Source organism: Serratia sp. ID 25-353, assembly GCF_054792795.1.
Window position 1 is genome coordinate 3288812 of sequence record NZ_CM139236.1, and the last position, 16708, is coordinate 3305519.

Genomic DNA, 16708 nt, shown 5'->3' on the forward strand with positions numbered 1-16708 from the left:
AACGGGAAGCGCCGTCAGCAACGCCTTAAATCAGACCAGGATTGTATTTCTGGTTGAATTTCTCTTCCGATTGGAACAGATAAATAATGCCTTCGATAAAGCCGACAATCGCCGGGATCCCCGTCCAGCAGAACAGCAGGTAGAACAGCCCCCACCATTTCATGCCCAGGTAAAACTTGTGAATGCCCAGCCCACCCAGGAAGATGGCCAACAGGGCCGCCGCGAGCTTGTCTTTTCTGCTCATAGTGCACTTCTCCTTACTTCTCACCGAACCACCGGCATGTCCAAAAAACGGATGCTGCTCCGCAGAGCGCCGCATCGCAATGCTTGAGGAGAAAACATTCACCCATCAAGGCTCAACAGGGGTAATTATAACAGTGATTAATTAAACGGTTGTTTAACCGGCGAAAAGGTAAGCAAAGGGAGTCTAGAAGAGGTGATGGTGCGATAATAGGAGCGAAATAAATAAAGCAACCAACTGTTTTAAAACGATTTTTATAATCACAAAACAGCAATCTATACATATACCTATACACAATAAAATGGTGCACAATACATAGAATAAATTATAAGCAATTAGCACTAGCCCAGCGCTCATCATATTAAAAAAAGATTTATAGGAAAACTGTTCACCCTATACACCTTTTGATTTTATCCTTTTATTTCAAGGAATTGATGGGTGCATAGCTACCTTCTCGGTGTACACCTCTGTTCACCTACAGGGTGAACAGCCTGAAACGCAGGCACAAAAAAACCGGCCTGAGCCGGTTTGGGGAGCGCTTGTCGTTATGATATTGGCCGTTCAGCGGCCGATAGGATGCCCTGGTGTTGCTGCGTGTATTCGGGTCACTGCCACTATAGGCGGCGTGGCGATTGAGCGTCCAATGGGTTCGACAGATCAATAAATGCCTATTGATCGGCCCGGCCGATCGACTCGCTCATTGTCACACGGCGCCACACTTCGGCAACCAGTCCGCTTCGCAGTCGTCATTCAATATCAGGTTGGTCTGTATTCCCTGCTTGGTACGGCGTTTCAGCAACGTGTGTTCGTACTCTTTCAGCGTCTGCGGCACCGCCTGGCCGAACGCCGTCAGGTTCATCACGTGCTGATAGCCCCGTGCGGCCATAAACGACAGGTAGGCGTGGTACAGATAGCGGCGCGGGTTCGGCGGGGTGATGTTGGCATTGCCGATCATCATCCCTTCCGGGGTACCCAGCACCGTCAGGTAACCACAAAAATCAACCAGCGGATCGGCATGCCGTTTGATTTCCAGGGCTTCCGCCGAACTCTGCTGCGCCTGGAGCAGTGCGCGGGCGTCATTCGGATTGGTAAAGCGCTGCATCAGATGACGCACAATCACGGCCAGCTCTTCGGTGATCTTCGCCAGCAGCAGCGGATCGCGTTCTTCGGGAGCAATAGCCTCCGGGAATGGCAAAATAACGCGGCGGCGCGATATGCCGCCGCTGCGGTCGCTGAACTGCATCGGATTGTTGTTCACCGCCAGTATCACCGCCGGGATGTGCGCCGCGTAGGCGTCGCGGTATTTCGGGTCGATGGCGACCGCATCGCCGCCGGTGATGGCCTTGATGCCTGCGCCGTCACCGCTCCATTTCTCCTGGTCTGGCAGGAGTATCAGCGAGAAGCCGACCACGCTGGCACGCTCGCGCGCCGACTCCAGGTTATCGATGGTGGCGGAGGTGGTGTTGTCGGCTCCGGCCAACAACCGGGCGATGGCCGCCATCACGCTCTTGCCGCTACCGCCGGGTCCGGTCACTTCGAGGAACAACTGCCAGTCATAGCGGTTGGCCAGCACCATAAAGAGCGCCGCGAGGATACGCTCCTGCTTGTCGTGGTTGCCCGCGGCAGCCCGCGTCAACCACTGCCAGAAGTGCGGCGCATGGTCGGCCAGGTTCTCCCCGGCGCGCGGCGGCGTGTAATCCACGCTGTTGACGGTGCGCAGCCAGTGCTCTTGACTGTGGGCGCTGAACTGCCCGCTGACGGTATCGAATACCCCGTTACGAAAGCCTATCAACCGGCGGGCCGGGTTGCCCATCTGCGGCACCATCAGCTTGAGGGTATCCAGGATGCTGTTGATACCCGCAGCGGAGAACGGCGCGCGCACCTTCTGGAACAGTGCGGCAATCTCCCGGCTCAGCTGTCGCTGTGGCAGCACCTGCCAGGCGCCGCGCGTATAGCGGCACAGCTCTTCCCCCACCGGCGGCACCGCCAGGGTGTTGCCGTAGTGCTCGGCCAGCAGTTCGGCCTTCTCGCTGGCACTCATGGCTTTTAAGTCAGCATCGCTTAGCGTGTCGAACGGGCTCGGCTGCGGTGGCTGGCTGAACGCCTGGAACTGCGCGCGCGTGGCCTCAATCCCCTGATTACAGTAGACGTCGTTCCAGTCGCCTTCCGTGGGCGGCAGCGCCGGAATACCGCCGGTGAGTGCGGCCGCCTCGGCGGCGCGGGTCTGCCCGGTGCCGTTTCGGTCATTATCGGCCGCCAGCAGCAGCCTCGCATCCGGGTAGTGGCTGCGTACCTGCACCGCCACGGCCGTCAGGTTATTGGCGCTGAGCGCCACGCACACCGTTTCGCCGGTCAGGCGGTGCACGGTGAGGCCGGTGGCGTAGCCCTCGGTGAGCCAGATAACCGCGTTGTCCGGCCCACTCAAAGTGTGGCAGGCGGCTTTCACCTGCCCGCCTGCCAGCATGCGTTTATCACCGTTGGCGTTAATCAGCTGCACGTTGACCACCTCACCCCCGGCATTGTACAGCGGCAACAGCAGGTCACCGGGTTGGAAGGTGATCCCGCCAACGCGCAGCGGCTGGCCGTGCAGGGTCAGGGTTTCTGCCTCCGGCCAGCCTTTGGCGCTCAGGTAGGCATTGCCGGTCTGAGGCCGGGCAGCGGCCACCAGAGCCAGTGCCTGTTGCGCGGCCTTGCGCTGAGCCTCGGCCTTGTCTTGTGGTGAATGACCGGCCTCAGCGGTCGGTGGCAAAGAGTTAGTGTTACTCCCCATCACGGCGGCCACCTGTTCGGCGGCGGCCCTGGCAGACAGTGACAGGGCCTTTTCCACCAGGTTGAGGCCGTCACCGGCCCCGCACTGATTGCAGAACCAGGTGCCGCGTCCGTCCTGGTTATCGAAGCGGAAGCGGTCTTTACCGCCGCAGGTCGGACACGGCTGCGGCTTGCCGTTCGGCTGCAAGGCGATACCGAGAGCCGGGAGTATCACCGACCAGTGGCCGGTGGCGGTGCGTACGGTCTGGGAAACGAACTGGGCGCTCATCCTTTCTCTCCTCAGTGTACGGTGGCGTTCTGTGCCGCCGACAGGCGCTCGCAGCACAGCTCGTCCATCATCTTTTGCCCCAGCGCGGTCAAGCGCGGTGCGGCCACCAGAACGTCCGGCTGCACCATGTCGCTCAACATCGTGCACGCCATGTCCATGCCGTCATCCACGCCGTACTGCCGCACAAAATGTCCCTCCAGGCGCAGGGCAATCGTCATCTGCAGCTCGTCCAGCGTGTACCCCAGGCTCACCCGGTAAAAGGCGCAGGTATCCAGATAGGCTTGCGCCACGGCGCGGCGGAAAACGGCGGTACGGACTTCAATCGGTAAACAGGATGAGGTATTCATGCGGCGGTGGCCTCCATGCGGGCAAGAATTTGGGTTTCACAGGTGTTGACGACGTGGCCGAGCTGGTCGGTCAGCAAGGCAATGACCGAGGCAAACGATGCCTGTTGCACGGCATCAGGGCGCTGCCCGCCGAGGTCGAGGGTGTCCAGCAGGTCAAGGAACAGCACGCCGGTGGCGTGCGCATGCTGGAGACGCAGAAAATCGGCGTGCGGGATAGGGTAATGGGTGTCGCGGTAGTAACGGTCGGCCAGGGTGTTCATGCTGCCGCCTTAACCGGCAGACGACCGGCAAAGGACAACACATAATCACGGGCCAGCACGCGGCGAGCGTTGTGCTCAGAATCCGCCACGGTGCGCACGATACGCGGGGCGGCAGTCAACGCAGAACGGCGCACGGCCGCAAACAAAAAGCAGAATGTAGGATGAGTCGGGGTGAGGGTCGTAGCCATGGTGGCAGCCTCCAAGGTTAATGGATTACCGCTACCACCGAAGTTCTCACGCAAGGGTGGTAGCCCAGACGGGGGTGAGAAACCGGCAACCTTGGAAACCGGCCAGCACAAAGGCTGCCCCGCCTGAGCCACCATTGATTGACTGCTGCGGTAGCATAACATGCACCGCGCAAAAAATGAGCGCACTAAGGCTGTGACATAAAAAAACACGCGTGGCGCGTGTTCATTTGTCGCCAAGATTAAACTCGGGTTCTCACGCCCGGCTGCCGATTTTGCGACAGCGGGAGGACTATAGCGCAGGGCCAGACGTGGGGGCAAGCCGTAAGACGCCCCCGGACGTTCAATCGATCGCATAGTGATCAACAGTCGGTCAACTGGTCGTTGCGGGTATCGGCAGCCGCGCAAGTCAGCGGCACCGGCCCGGCACGGAACAGGCGCGGCTCAGCCTGGCGACTCGCCAGACGAATAACGCCGTGTTTTTCGCTGCGGTGCTCCGGCAAGACGACGCCAGGCTCTTTACGCTGCAACAGGATAGCTTCCGCCACAAACAGCGCGTCGCGCTCATCGAGGGTGAAATGCTGGCGACCCAAGGTTAACTGCATCATACGGCGGCCCCCTGGTGACGGTTGGCGATACGTTCGTCCATCCACTGCTCGACCTCGGAGGCCAGCCAGGCGACGTTTTTACCGCCGAGGGAGACCTGAGCCGGGAACTGCTTGCGGCTCATCATCTCGTACACGGTGGAGCGGGACAGGCCGGTGGTGTAGAGCACTTCCGGCAGGCGGATAAAGCGCTCGCGCGGGGTGTAACCACCAGGAAGCACCGGCGACAGAGTGGATGGGGCGGGGGTGGAAACGGTCAACATAAAAACGCTACCTCTTGGTGTCCGGCCAACGCTGGCCGGGACTGTGTGAACTTCGGTAGCGCCCTATTATGTGAATATTTATCGGGGTGGCAACAAGACGTTGTTGTGTGGCCCATTAAGAAATGATCATAAAAACAACAAATTATAATAGCTCAGCAATCCTCACCACTCCTCACCCTTCCTCAACATTACCCCATAGTTTGCAACAATGAATTCATTGCTAATAAATAGGTATAAACAGACTAACCACCGCTGGCCAGGGAAAAGGTTGTTTTGGGCCGGGTGAACAGTGGTGAACACCGAGTGAAGAGTTTAGCGAGAAGTGTTCACCCACTTATTTACTGATTTATCTATACTTTTTATTTAGGTGAACAGTAGTGAATAGTTTTAGGTAAAACTAAAAACGGCTTGATGGTTTTCTCATCAGTGCTCAAGGCTGTTGTCCTGGGGACAGTCCAACCGGGATGAATGGCGATGTTGTACGGCGGTCAGCAGAATAGCTTCACATTGACTGACACCGGAGACATGACCATGAGCACCACCGCCTTACCGAAATACATCACCGATAAACTGCAAGCCCTGCGTGACGCTCGCACCGCCCACGACAAAAACTATCAGGCGTTGACCGACGTCGTAACCGGCATTGCCCGCTGCCACCAACAGAAGAAAGACACCGAAGTGCAGAGCCTGGAGGCAGAAAGCCAGTGGCGCACCCTGTTTCGTAAACTGCGCGGAGAAATGACGCCGGAACTGCAAGCGCAACACCACAGCCGGATTTCCAAGCGGGAGCTGGCGAAAGAGTTCGACGGACTGATTGAGGAGATGGAGCTGGACAAAATGCAGCTTCACCTCAACTGCGGCGGCACAGCCCCGAAGGTGGTGAGCGCGCACAAAGACGCCCTCACTACCTTTGCAGCTCACGCGATGCATCAGGCCGTGGATGCGCTGAGCAAGGCGCTAATCAGCCCTGACGTTATCAAGGCGTGTGCACTGGCTTCACGGGCTTACGGCGTCTATGCGGACAATCCGATGAGGATGATTGAGCTACAGGTACAGGGCGCACTACAAGGCCGCATTCGCGCTACCATGGCTACGCAAAATATCGACCACCCGGTGCTTAATGAGATTGGCCTGACGATACCGCAAGAAACCGGCGTATTGCCGGAACTGCAAAGCAGCCCAATTCGCCGGACGCAAGTGGCAAGAGAACTGGCGGAAAAACGTCAACGCTTGCAGCAGAAGGGGGCCAAATCATGATGCGTTGCCCGCTGTGCACCCATGCATCCTATACCCGCACCAGTCGCTATATCACGGAGCGGACGAAAGAGGCGTATTACCAATGTCAGAGCCTGACCTGTTCTTGCACATTCAAGACGGTGGAAAGCGTCGATAAAATCCTTTGCCAGCCGGTACAGGCGCAACCGGTCGATGAGAACGCCTTGCCACCGCCGGAGAAACGGACGTTGAACCGTTATCGCCGTTACAACAGCAATCCTACACTGCACTAAGCATTCTCCGCCCCGCCGCTCTCGACAGCATCGCGGGGCATTCCCCTTCCGCCTCGCCCAAAACAGCCTTTTTCCTGGCTAGCCAGCCTCCAATTGCGCGTGCATGCATAGGGTGCATGATTTTGCATGCAAGAAAATGCACTTTTCATCCCCAGCGGCACCAGTGCTGGCGCGGCCTGCGGCCATTCATGCAACTGCATGAAAAGAGACACATGAAGCGCGCAGGCGAGGCGGGGGAAGTATTGCGCGCCAACAGTAATGAGCGTATTTATTTTCGCGGCCTGAGCGCTTTTCTGCGCTGTGCAGGTTTATGATAATGCCGGAGGGTGGTGAAGTAACCTCTGCAAGTATCGAGAGCTTCTGAGGTACCAAGACGAGGGAGAAGCCGCCCGGAGGCGGCAATCCACAAAGGACATTTAGAAAATCAGAATCTAACCAACGTCTAAAGCAATTATTTAAGCCAATGATCTTTAACACCTGAAAAATCTGCGTCATGCCATTGCTCTTTCCAGACTTCCCAGTATCGAATATCGTTTGAAGATGGCTGCCTATCTTCAGGACATAGATCAATCGATACTATAGAAGGTAGAACAATCGACTCCCCTATCACTAAGGCCTCACCTGCTTTAAGGGATGGCAAAGTATCAATAATGGATCCTAGTGTATCTGGCAGTAATCTCTTAACATAATTTTGATCTACAGGGTTTGTTAATCTCATGGCAATAAAATTATTGCACTGAGAGAAGATAGTCTCAGATATCTCGGATGGCCTTTGACTAGCTAAAAGTAATGTAACTCCATATTTTCGCCCTTCCTTAGCGATACGCTCGATTGATTTCTTTGAGGAACGATATCTCGCAAGGTCGCTATTCGGAACATATTTATGCGCCTCTTCATAAACCAAAAGAATAGGAAAGTCAGTGTCTTCCCCCTTAGACTCCTTCAGCTTTTTATATACATAACCATACTCAAAAACAAGTCTTGATATCAAGGAAACCGTAATACTCAACACTTCGAATGGTATACCACTAAGATCTAGGATTGTTACATTTTTATTGCCTCCCGGCTCTCCTTTTGCCCCTAGTAAATTTTTTATAACATCTTCAAATTGCTGGCTCCTAGATTCCTCAGAAAAAAGAAAAGATAGTCTATCTTGATTTATTTTTTCTGAAAATCTTGAAATGAATTTATCTAGCGTTCCATCAGCGTAAAATCCTTTTGTTACATTCGAATTTTTAGAATTGTAAAAACTGAATTTCTTCTCGAAATACTTTTCAATACGTTCTTTATCATCAAGCTTGCAGCCGCAATCTTGGGTTGTTGAGCTATCTCCCTTTTCGTCTGCCGCACCAGACTCGCCAACAATCATATACCTATCATTTGCCTTTGAGTTTTTCGTTTCATCTCTCAGGTTTTTTAAAGCATTTTCAACTTCATCTATATTAAAGAAAACAGGACTATCATAAAAAACTTTTGATAATGACTTATTGTGCTTTTTCTTGTTTGCTGTTACCAGCATTCTAAATACTGCAGACTGATTGTAATTATCCCTTTCCCCAGTATCTAATAGAATTTCCTCTAGTTCTTCACTGTTTAGCAACCAATATGGTAAACAAAGGTTGTTGACATCTAAAAAGTTAGCATCAGGAAAGGCTGAACGATACTCTGAATGAATGTCAAAAATAATCACATGAGAGTTATTTAAATTAAAATCACCACTCTTCCCATTAATTGCTGTTTGTATTACTTTTGAAACAGTATGCGACTTTCCAGAACCTGTTGATCCTATTATAGAAATATGTTTGTTAAAAAATTTATTCCCATCCAAGGGAATTCTTATACCTTCGTTATATGAAAGAGAGCAAAACTCAAAATGCTTGTTTTTTTCAACAGAATCTTTGTAGATATTACTAATATCTTCATATGTTGCAGGCGCAGCCTCTTTTGGAGGTAATGCTATTGAATCACCACCACGCTCAAACCTCCCATCTTTAATAATTCCCAATGGGTTAGCTTGTATAAGATACTTTCTTTCTCCAGTATCCTTAGCTTCAATTGAGAAGTTTTCAATAATGCCTATGAGCATCATAGTCCCATCATCAGAGGGCACCTTGATATATGAGCCAACTTTCAAATTTTGACCATCTTTAAAATCATTAAGATCAGTTACAAGTATCTTAATATTATTTGGATAAACCGATATAACCTCAGCGTTAACGTTGTTTGATTTTTCACTAGTCATTTTAATATCCTTTTACACATATCTAATGATTTAACTTGTATTTTAACAACCTTATCTTGTTTACTTTCATAATTGTAAACAGGCTCATTTACATAGAATTGATAAATTTCTTTTGTTTTAGTTGACCTTGCTAATACTTCGTCAATTACTTTAATGTCATTTATAAATCTAACTTTATAAAAAGAAATATCATTAACATCTCTCATTAATGAATCACAATTAAAAGTTGCACCTTGAAAATCATGTCCATCCATCGGAGGATAGCCAGCTCTTCTTAATGCCAGCTTCAATTCTAATAAATCTGAAGAAGACATTCCATGAATGTAAAAGTATGGACAAAACCTATCCTCTTCTTTTATTCTTATTTTAGTGGCAGACCATCTTTTTAAAATAACACCAATTAACTCAATCACTTCGTTAATTTTATATCCGTTATCTTCAATAATAAAAAAACGGTCAAAATTATTGGTATTCATTACCGAAGGGAAATATTTCTCTCTTAACGTCCTACAGTAAACAGCCTCTGACTTAAATATAGAGAACCAAATATCAAATAAGACACTCTTAGTGTCTATATTTTTCTTAAATTCAATCGGATAGATTCTCCTATTCTCCTCTCCTTCCAAGGCGGCATATTTCTTTATAAGTGAAACTGCATTATTGTAATAATAAAATTCCGCTTCAAACATAGAGCATGAATAAACATTCTGAATCTCTTCAAACACTTTACTTATTTGTTCATCATAAGATGGTGCATGGATATCAATAGTCAATAATTTTATGAAATCTGATAAATGCTGATCGGTAAGACCTAAATCAGTATGAGTTTCGATGGTTTTCTTTTTTCTTTCTTTATCACCCTCTTTATTTTTGTCTTTTTTTTCATATTCATTATATATCAAAAAATTATCTTTGAGATATTCAACCGTCAACGGAAGAGTCAGTTTATCGTGCCCTTTAGAATAGTATCCATACAATGTATACCTATAAGATTCCTTTTGCTTAAACGTTCTCTCAGCGAAATCCTTTAACATTAAGCGAATAGGTTTTGCTATGACAGATGAATTATATTCTGTACTCTCATAATATTTACATTGTATCGCCGTATTGTCATTGGCGGTTTTAAGATCAATATCTTCAACCCCCTCAATCAAAATCATATCATTATCGGAACGGCGTAATAACTCAAGAATAGTTTTATCAAATTGATAAAAATAACCTTTGATTGCATGTATAGCACTGCGTGGATTGTCCATGATCATCCCTTAATCAAAACGTAATTTGAATACCACTGCATCATACCCCGGCGTTTATCAAGGTATTGAGCATGATTATACGTGCCTCTGATATTATTCTTATCAATATGAGCAAGCTGCATTTCAATCCAAGCCGAATCGTATCCTCTTTCATGGAGAATAGTAGATAAGGAATGTCTAAAACCATGCCCAGTAACTTTGCCACCATATCCAATACGCTTGATAACCTGATTTATACTCGCTTCACTCATAGGTTTGTTCGGATCGTTCCGCCCCGGAAAAACATAACGATAGTTTCCTGTCATCATCTTGAGTTCACTTAGTAACTTTAGCGCGTGAGTCGATAATGGCACAAGATGGGGCCTGCGCATTTTCATCCTTTCAGCAGGAATTTCCCAAATAGCGTTATCCAGATCAAACTCTGACCATAATGCTGCACGTAATTCGATGGTTCTCACGCCCGAGATCATCAATAATTTCGTGGCAATCTGGACAAGCCTACTACCAGTGTAACCGTCTAAAGCACACAGAAAATCAGGTATCTCATCAGCTTTTAAGAACGGGAAGTGATTAGATTGATGTACTTCGAGGGCGCTTGAGAGATCTGCCGCAGGATTAAACTCAGCTCTCCCCGTAGCGATGGCATAACGAAAAACTTCAGCACAACGCTGCCGAACTTTACGCATTTTCTCTAGCGCCCCACGTTTTTCAATTTTACGCAGTACGTTCAACAGCTCTAACGGTTTAATCTCTCCTACTGGTCTTGTACCCACATAAGGAAAAATGTCGTTCTTAAACGCTTCCATGATATCTGAGGCATATCCTGCCGACCATTTGGCAGACTTAAGCTGGTGCCACTCTCTGGCTATCTTTTCGAAAGCGTTCTCTGACTCTGTTTGCAGAGCTAGCTTTTGCTCTTTTCGAACCTCACTAGGATTCTTTCCTTCTGCCACAAGTTTTCGAGCTTCATCACGGCGAGAACGAGCATCTGCTAATGTGATCGTTGGGTAGACGCCAAGCGAGATCATTTTGGGTTTACCGGCATAGCGATAGCGGAACCGCCAGCTCTTACTTCCATTAGGTTCTATAAGCAATGACAGCCCTTGCCCATCTCCAAGTGTATAGGCTTTAGCTTCAGGCTTAGCGCGGCGAATCTGCATATCGTTTAAAGGCATGTGTATAGAAATCCAAGACCGAACAGGAACATATACACAATCCTATACATATTAGATACCGGATTCCACTGGAACATTACGGACTAATACGGATTAAAAGATCAAAAATATCTTTATAAAACAGAGTGGTTATGGATGAGTACGGACATTGCAGGAAGAGAGGATGGTGCCGATAATAGGAGTCGAACCTACGACCTTCGCATTACGAATGCGCTGCTCTACCAACTGAGCTATATCGGCATTGAGCCGGGCCTGCGGGGCAAGCCGGAAGTGCGTTGAACAAGGTAGACCTGTGCACGAAATGAGTCAATAGCCGCCGGGGCGTTTGGTTGTTTTGCAAGCAGCCACACTGCCCCACGTTGACCCTTCCAAAAAAATCAGGGCACAGCACGCTGCGCCCTGACGTCTTTACTGTCGCAATGCGGCCTTAGCTGCGCACCAGATCGTCGCCGTAGCCGATCCACTTGTAGGTGGTCAGCGCGTCCAGGCCCATCGGGCCGCGGGCGTGCAGTTTCTGGGTGCTTACCGCCACTTCCGCGCCCAGGCCGAACTGGCCGCCGTCGGTGAAGCGGGTGCTGGCGTTAACGTACACCGCCGAGGAGTCCACCGCACGCACGAAGTGCTCGGCGCTGCTCAGCGATCGGGTAAGGATCGCGTCGGAGTGGTTGGTGCCGTGGGTGCGGATGTGGTCGATGGCCTGATCGATATCGTCCACCAGCAACACGTTCAGATCCAGCGACAGCCATTCGTCGTCGTAATCTTCCGCGTTCACCGGTACCACCGTCGCCGGGCCGCCCTGCAGCAGCAGCAGCGCGTTTTCCGCCGCGTGCAACGTCACGCCCACCGCCGCCATTTTGGCGCTCAGCGCCGGCAGGAACTCGGCGGCGATGCTGCGGTTCACCAGCAACGTCTCCAGCGAGTTACAGGCGCTCGGGCGCTGAATCTTGGCGTTTTCAATCACCGTCAGCGCCTTGTCGAAATCGACGTCGGCATCCACGTAGGTGTGGCACACGCCGATGCCGCCGGTGATCACCGGGATGGTCGATTGCTCGCGGCACAGCTTGTGCAGGCCGGCGCCGCCGCGCGGGATCAGCATGTCGACATAGCGATCCAGGCGCAGCAGTTCGTTCACCAGCGCGCGATCCGGGCTGTCGATCGCCTGCACCGCCGCCGCCGGCAGGCCGCACTGTTCCAGCGCCTGCTGGATCACTTTCACCGTCGCCTGGTTGGTGTTATGCGTCTCTTTACCGCCGCGCAGGATCACCGCGTTACCGGTTTTCAGGCACAGGCTGGCGACGTCGATGGTGACGTTCGGCCGCGCCTCGTAAATCACGCCAATCACGCCGAGCGGCACCCGGCGGCGCTCCAGCTTCAGCCCGCTGTCCAGCAGGTTGCCGTCCAGCACGTGGCCGACCGGATCGTTCAGGCGGCATACCTGGCGCACGTCGTTGGCGATCGCCGCCAGCCGCGCCGGGGTCAACAGCAGGCGATCGAGCAGCGCTTCGCTCATGCCGGTGGCGCGCGCCTGCGCCATGTCTTGTTCGTTCGCCAGCAGGATCGCTTCGCTGTTGGCTTCCAGCCTGTCGGCCATCACCGACAGCACCTGATTCTTCTTCGCCGTGCTCAGCACCGCCAGCTGCCAGGAGGCCTGCTTGGCGGCCTTCCCCATCTGCTCCAGCATGCTCACTCCTTAACTGACAATCATATCGTCGCGGTGCACTGCCACCGGACCGTATTCATAACCGAGGATCTCGCTGATTTCCTGCGAGTGGTGCCCGGCGATCATGCGCATCGCGTCGCTGTTGTAGCGGCTGACGCCGTGCGCCAGATCGCGCCCCGCCAGGTTGCGGATGCGGATCACTTCGCCGCGCGAGAAGTCGCCCTTCACTTCGCGGATGCCCTTCGGCAACAGCGAGCTGCCGCGCGCCATCATCGCTTCTACCGCGCCGTCGTCGACGGTGATCTCACCGGCCGGTGGCGCGCCGAAGATCCAGCGCTTGCGATTTTCCAGCGGAGTTTCCAGCGCGTGGAAACGGGTGCCCACCGGTTTGCCTTCGATCACGTCCGCCACCACGCCCGGCTTGCTGCCCGCGGCGATCACCACGTCGATGCCGGCGCGGCAGGCCACGTCGGCCGCCTGCAGCTTGGTGCCCATGCCGCCGGTGCCCAGGCCGGAGACGCTGTCGCCGGCGATGGCGCGCAGCGCGTCGTCGATGCCGTGCACCTCACGGATCAGTTCGGCCTGCGGGTTGTTGCGCGGATCGGCGGTGTAGAGGCCCTGCTGATCGGTCAGCAGCAGCAGTTTGTCGGCCCCGGCCAGAATGGCCGCCAGCGCCGACAGGTTATCGTTGTCGCCCACCTTGATTTCGGCGGTGGCGACGGCGTCGTTCTCATTGATTACCGGCACGATGCGGTTGTCTAGCAGCGCCGTCATGGTGTCGCGCGCATTGAGGAAGCGCTCGCGGTCTTCCAGATCGGCGCGCGTCAGCAGCATCTGCCCGACGTGGATGCCGTAAATGGAGAACAGCTGTTCCCACAGCTGGATCAGCCGGCTCTGCCCTACCGCCGCCAGCAGCTGCTTGGAAGCGATGGTGGCGGGCAACTCGGGGTAGCCCAGGTGTTCGCGCCCGGCGGCGATGGCGCCGGAGGTGACGATGACGATGCGGTGGCCCGCAGCGTGTTGCTGCGCGCACTGGCGCACCAATTCGACGATGTGGGCGCGGTTCAGACGCAGCGATCCGCCGGTCAACACGCTGGTGCCCAATTTCACAACCAATGTCTGGCTGCCGTTCATAGTATTTCTGCCGTGTAATATACCCGTCATCTTTCAAGCTGCAGCGTTGTTGGCTGCACGCACTCACCCCAGTCACTTACCTCAGTAAGCTCCTGGGGATTCCTCCGCTTGCCGCCTAGCCGCAACTCGAAAGCTATAGGGTATGATGAGAATAAGGGTGCAAAGGTCTTTGTAACAGGAGAGACGCGTTATGCCAACAGGCACAACGCGAAATCAGCACAATACGTGGTCAAACGGGGTCAGGCGGAGAGTTTGATCAGTTTTTCTTTGAAATCGTCGGCGGGTTCCAGCCCCAGCTCCATGGTCGCCAGCAGCTCGCCCAGGCGGCGATGGAAGTCGCGTAGGGTGTCTTCCAGCTTGGCACTCACTTCATCATCCTTAATGTTTTGCGCCGTCCAGTCGCCTTCCTTGTCGAACAGGCCGAATTGGTACGAATAGGTGAAGCGCGCCTCTTCCGCCTGCAGCTCCATCCACCAGCCCCAGAACTCACGCTTCTCCGGAGCGGGCTTTACATTGACGCAGACGGCCAAACAATCAAAGAAAAAACGGTCGTTTTCACATTGCCCTTCACGCAGGTACGGCCCCAAGCTGGCAAAACGTTTCATTAGTCGGCTTTTAGGGTGACCACTCGGTAACGTCATTCTCTAACCTCCTCAATGTAGACCACTCTTTTTAACAAACTGTTAAAATTTAGCAACTAATTAACGCATTTTGTCCCTCAGCCAACCGGACATCTGCAGCAACGCCCGGTGGAAGCTGTCGTAAACCGGGGTGCGCGGGATGGCGACCAGCTTGCCGCTCACCGAGGAGGTGACGATCAGCTGCGACTCTTCTTTCGGGCTGAGCGTATCGCGCTCCCAGTAGCCGGAGATCATCGGCGTCGGGCAACGGCGCCCCAGCAACCCCTGCATTTTCAGCGAGTAGCTGTTCAGCTCCACCTTCAGCACGTTGTCCGAGGCGTTAGCCATGCCCATGCGGCTGGCCAGCACGTCCATATACATGTCCGGCACGTTCAACTGGGTGCTGCTGTCACACAGCAGGCGATGCACCACCGGCCCCAGGCAGGCCACGCCGCGCAGCCGCTGCGGCTCCAGGTAGGCCAGCCGCACCGCCACGTTGGCGCCGAAACGGAAGCCGAAGGCGCTCACCCGCTGATGATCCACCCACGGCACCGAGGCCAGCTGGATCAGCACCTGTTGGTGCAGGTAGCTGGAGTCCTGCGTCAGCTTCCACTTGCAGGAGGAGCCGATCGACGGCATATCGAGCGTCAGCATGGCGATGCCGTGCGGCGCCAGGTAGTCACGGAACAGGCGGTGGTAGTCGGTCTGCAGCGTGTCGAGGCTGCCGCACATCAGCACCGTCGGGAACGGCGCCTCGCCCTTCTCCGGCATGTGCAGGAAGCCGGTGACGCTGGCGCCGCCTTCGATGCGAAACTCCAGCTCTTTCAGCTGATACGGCAGCAGCAGCGCCGCCTCTTCGTAAGCGCGGTTGGCGAGCATCTCCGCCTGTTCGGCCAGCTCGTCGCCCTTCAGGTGCGGGTAACCGGCGATGCTGTACAGGCTCGCGGCCTTCAGCCAGTATTCGCCGCCGAGCAGCGGATCCTGCTGTTCCGTCGCCCGCTGCTGCCACTGCATACCCTGATGGATCCACTCGTAGATCCAGTTGCCGTTGCGGTAGCCCACCACGGTATCCAGCCGCTGCGGATTGCTGCGCTCGGCGTCGGAGGCGGCGATGCGCGCCAGCACTTCGTGGATTTCGATCGGGCTGACGCCGCGCCAGGCCCACAGCAGCGGATTCAGCATGCGGTACCAGCTGCCGGTAGTGTCGCCTTCCAATGCGGAATGCATGGCGGCGCTCACTTTGTTGCGCGCGCGCAGCACCAGCGTCGAGGTTTCAGGGTGTTTGAATTTGGGCTTGAAAAGAATTTCAGAAAGGTTGGCCTGTGCCATGGTAACAACAGCCTCCGTAAATCTGGCGATAGGCCGCAAAAGGCCTACTTAACTGGAGGTAGTGTACCTAACTCTGGCGGGATAAACCAAGATAACGCAAACGCCCGGCATAACCGGGCGTTGACTTGGAGCTGGCTGGGCTTAACGGCCGCCGATCGGCGGAACAAAGCTGACGCCCATGTCCCACGGCTGTTCGATCCAGGTATCCTGCGGGATGTCGACCACGTAGTCGTCCACCAGCGGACGGCCCGCCGGTTTGGCGAAGATGGTGACGAAATGCGCTTTCGGGTACATATCTCGGATCGCTTTCGCGGTGCCGCCGGTATCCACCAGATCGTCCACGACGATGAAGCCTTCACCGTCGCCTTCGGCGCGCTTGAGCACTTTCATTTCGCGCTGGTTGTCATGGTCGTAGCTGGAAATGCAGACGGTATCCACATGACGGATGCCCAATTCGCGCGCCAGCAGAGCCGCCGGCACCAGGCCGCCGCGGCTTACGGCAATGATGCCCGTCCATTTGTCGGCAGGCAGCAGGCGGTGCGCCAGCTTGCGTGCGTGCATCTGCAGCATATCCCAGGTAACAACGTATTTTTCGCTCATAGAATCGTGTCCCAGCCGGCTGGTGAAGCGGCTTACTTTATAGTTCAGGGGAAAAAAGGTTGCGCGAGATTATAGAGACTGACCGCGTTGAATTCCAGTTGTACCGAGGAAAACCTCGCGATTTCCGCCATGCGGCTTTTCGGTGATTGATGCTGAAAAAGCGAACATTCCCGCAGCGAAGCCGTGTGATCAAGCGCTTAAACCGCACAATACGGTGCGCGCACCGCCGGAAATAAAGTGATATTC

General features: G+C 53.6%; 17 protein-coding genes, 1 tRNA gene and 1 pseudogene. 2 read left to right on the top strand and 17 right to left on the bottom strand.

The features are described 5' to 3' along the window. Nucleotides 1–25: 25 nt before the first annotated feature. From ACYF6X_RS15940 to ACYF6X_RS15975, 8 genes and pseudogenes are all read right to left on the bottom strand, one after another. Nucleotides 26–244 carry a TM2 domain-containing protein gene (locus ACYF6X_RS15940; protein ID WP_015376761.1) on the bottom strand — a complete coding sequence of 73 codons (219 nt, stop codon included), beginning with the start codon at nucleotides 242–244 and terminating at the stop codon, nucleotides 26–28. A 700-nt stretch (nucleotides 245–944) separates the two neighbouring features. Then, entirely contained in the window at nucleotides 945–3278 is a 2334-nt protein-coding gene (locus tag ACYF6X_RS15945; protein WP_406880118.1) for a primase-helicase zinc-binding domain-containing protein, read from the bottom strand. An 11-nt stretch (nucleotides 3279–3289) separates the two neighbouring features. Then, nucleotides 3290–3625 carry a DUF5375 family protein gene (locus ACYF6X_RS15950; protein ID WP_076741054.1) on the bottom strand — a complete coding sequence of 112 codons (336 nt, stop codon included), beginning with the start codon at nucleotides 3623–3625 and terminating at the stop codon, nucleotides 3290–3292. Continuing rightward, a complete protein-coding gene (locus tag ACYF6X_RS15955) occupies nucleotides 3622–3885 on the bottom strand; it encodes a hypothetical protein (protein ID WP_016928972.1) in 264 nt (87 codons plus the stop codon). Before ACYF6X_RS15955 ends, ACYF6X_RS15950 begins: the two co-directional genes overlap by 4 nt. Then, on the bottom strand, nucleotides 3882–4073 hold the full coding sequence (locus ACYF6X_RS15960) for a host cell division inhibitor Icd-like protein (protein ID WP_047571706.1): 192 nt from the start codon (nucleotides 4071–4073) through the stop codon (nucleotides 3882–3884). Before ACYF6X_RS15960 ends, ACYF6X_RS15955 begins: the two co-directional genes overlap by 4 nt. A 24-nt stretch (nucleotides 4074–4097) precedes the next feature. Beyond that, nucleotides 4098–4427 (bottom strand): annotated as a pseudogene (locus ACYF6X_RS15965) (ash family protein); the annotation flags it as partial. A gap of 5 nt (nucleotides 4428–4432) precedes the next feature. Then, nucleotides 4433–4678, bottom strand: coding sequence for a hypothetical protein (locus ACYF6X_RS15970; RefSeq protein WP_016929809.1), 246 nt, complete (start codon nucleotides 4676–4678; stop codon nucleotides 4433–4435). Beyond that, a complete protein-coding gene (locus ACYF6X_RS15975) occupies nucleotides 4675–4938 on the bottom strand; it encodes a helix-turn-helix transcriptional regulator (RefSeq protein ID WP_130054966.1) in 264 nt (87 codons plus the stop codon). Before ACYF6X_RS15975 ends, ACYF6X_RS15970 begins: the two co-directional genes overlap by 4 nt. Nucleotides 4939–5469: 531 nt before the next feature. Here ACYF6X_RS15975 and ACYF6X_RS15980 point away from each other — a divergent pair. Further along, complete coding sequence (locus ACYF6X_RS15980) at nucleotides 5470–6195, top strand: NAD-dependent aldehyde dehydrogenase (RefSeq protein ID WP_406880119.1); 726 nt, start codon at nucleotides 5470–5472, stop codon at nucleotides 6193–6195. Then, the gene (locus ACYF6X_RS15985; protein WP_197765778.1) at nucleotides 6192–6446 is read left to right on the top strand and encodes an ogr/Delta-like zinc finger family protein; all 255 of its coding nucleotides are present in this window, start codon (nucleotides 6192–6194) and stop codon (nucleotides 6444–6446) included. Before ACYF6X_RS15980 ends, ACYF6X_RS15985 begins: the two co-directional genes overlap by 4 nt. Before the next feature lie 451 nt (nucleotides 6447–6897). Here ACYF6X_RS15985 and herA read toward each other — a convergent pair whose 3' ends face one another. The 9 genes from herA to gpt all read right to left on the bottom strand — a co-directional run bounded on the left by herA (nucleotide 6898) and on the right by gpt (nucleotide 16462). Beyond that, complete coding sequence (herA, locus tag ACYF6X_RS15990; protein ID WP_406880120.1) at nucleotides 6898–8688, bottom strand: anti-phage-associated helicase HerA; 1791 nt, start codon at nucleotides 8686–8688, stop codon at nucleotides 6898–6900. Continuing rightward, nucleotides 8685–9944: a DUF4297 family anti-phage-associated protein gene (locus ACYF6X_RS15995; RefSeq protein WP_406880121.1), complete on the bottom strand. Its 1260-nt coding sequence runs from the start codon at nucleotides 9942–9944 to the stop codon at nucleotides 8685–8687. The genes herA and ACYF6X_RS15995 overlap by 4 nt, the downstream gene beginning before the upstream one ends. 2 nt (nucleotides 9945–9946) lie before the next feature. Further along, a complete protein-coding gene (locus ACYF6X_RS16000; protein ID WP_406880123.1) occupies nucleotides 9947–11119 on the bottom strand; it encodes a tyrosine-type recombinase/integrase in 1173 nt (390 codons plus the stop codon). A 164-nt stretch (nucleotides 11120–11283) separates the two neighbouring features. Beyond that, a tRNA-Thr gene (locus ACYF6X_RS16005) sits at nucleotides 11284–11359 on the bottom strand. Nucleotides 11360–11546: 187 nt separating this feature from the next. Continuing rightward, the gene (gene proA, locus ACYF6X_RS16010) at nucleotides 11547–12800 is read right to left on the bottom strand and encodes a glutamate-5-semialdehyde dehydrogenase (RefSeq protein WP_165384403.1); all 1254 of its coding nucleotides are present in this window, start codon (nucleotides 12798–12800) and stop codon (nucleotides 11547–11549) included. Between the two features lie 9 nt (nucleotides 12801–12809). After that, nucleotides 12810–13913 (bottom strand): glutamate 5-kinase, encoded by a 1104-nt coding sequence (gene proB / locus ACYF6X_RS16015; RefSeq protein WP_015376738.1) that lies wholly within the window; start codon nucleotides 13911–13913, stop codon nucleotides 12810–12812. Between the two features lie 239 nt (nucleotides 13914–14152). Beyond that, the gene (gene crl / locus ACYF6X_RS16020; protein ID WP_033641981.1) at nucleotides 14153–14554 is read right to left on the bottom strand and encodes a sigma factor-binding protein Crl; all 402 of its coding nucleotides are present in this window, start codon (nucleotides 14552–14554) and stop codon (nucleotides 14153–14155) included. A gap of 60 nt (nucleotides 14555–14614) precedes the next feature. Beyond that, complete coding sequence (gene frsA / locus ACYF6X_RS16025; protein ID WP_130018563.1) at nucleotides 14615–15862, bottom strand: esterase FrsA; 1248 nt, start codon at nucleotides 15860–15862, stop codon at nucleotides 14615–14617. Between the two features lie 141 nt (nucleotides 15863–16003). Continuing rightward, entirely contained in the window at nucleotides 16004–16462 is a 459-nt protein-coding gene (gene gpt / locus ACYF6X_RS16030) for a xanthine phosphoribosyltransferase (RefSeq protein WP_033637215.1), read from the bottom strand. Nucleotides 16463–16708 lie beyond the last annotated feature (246 nt).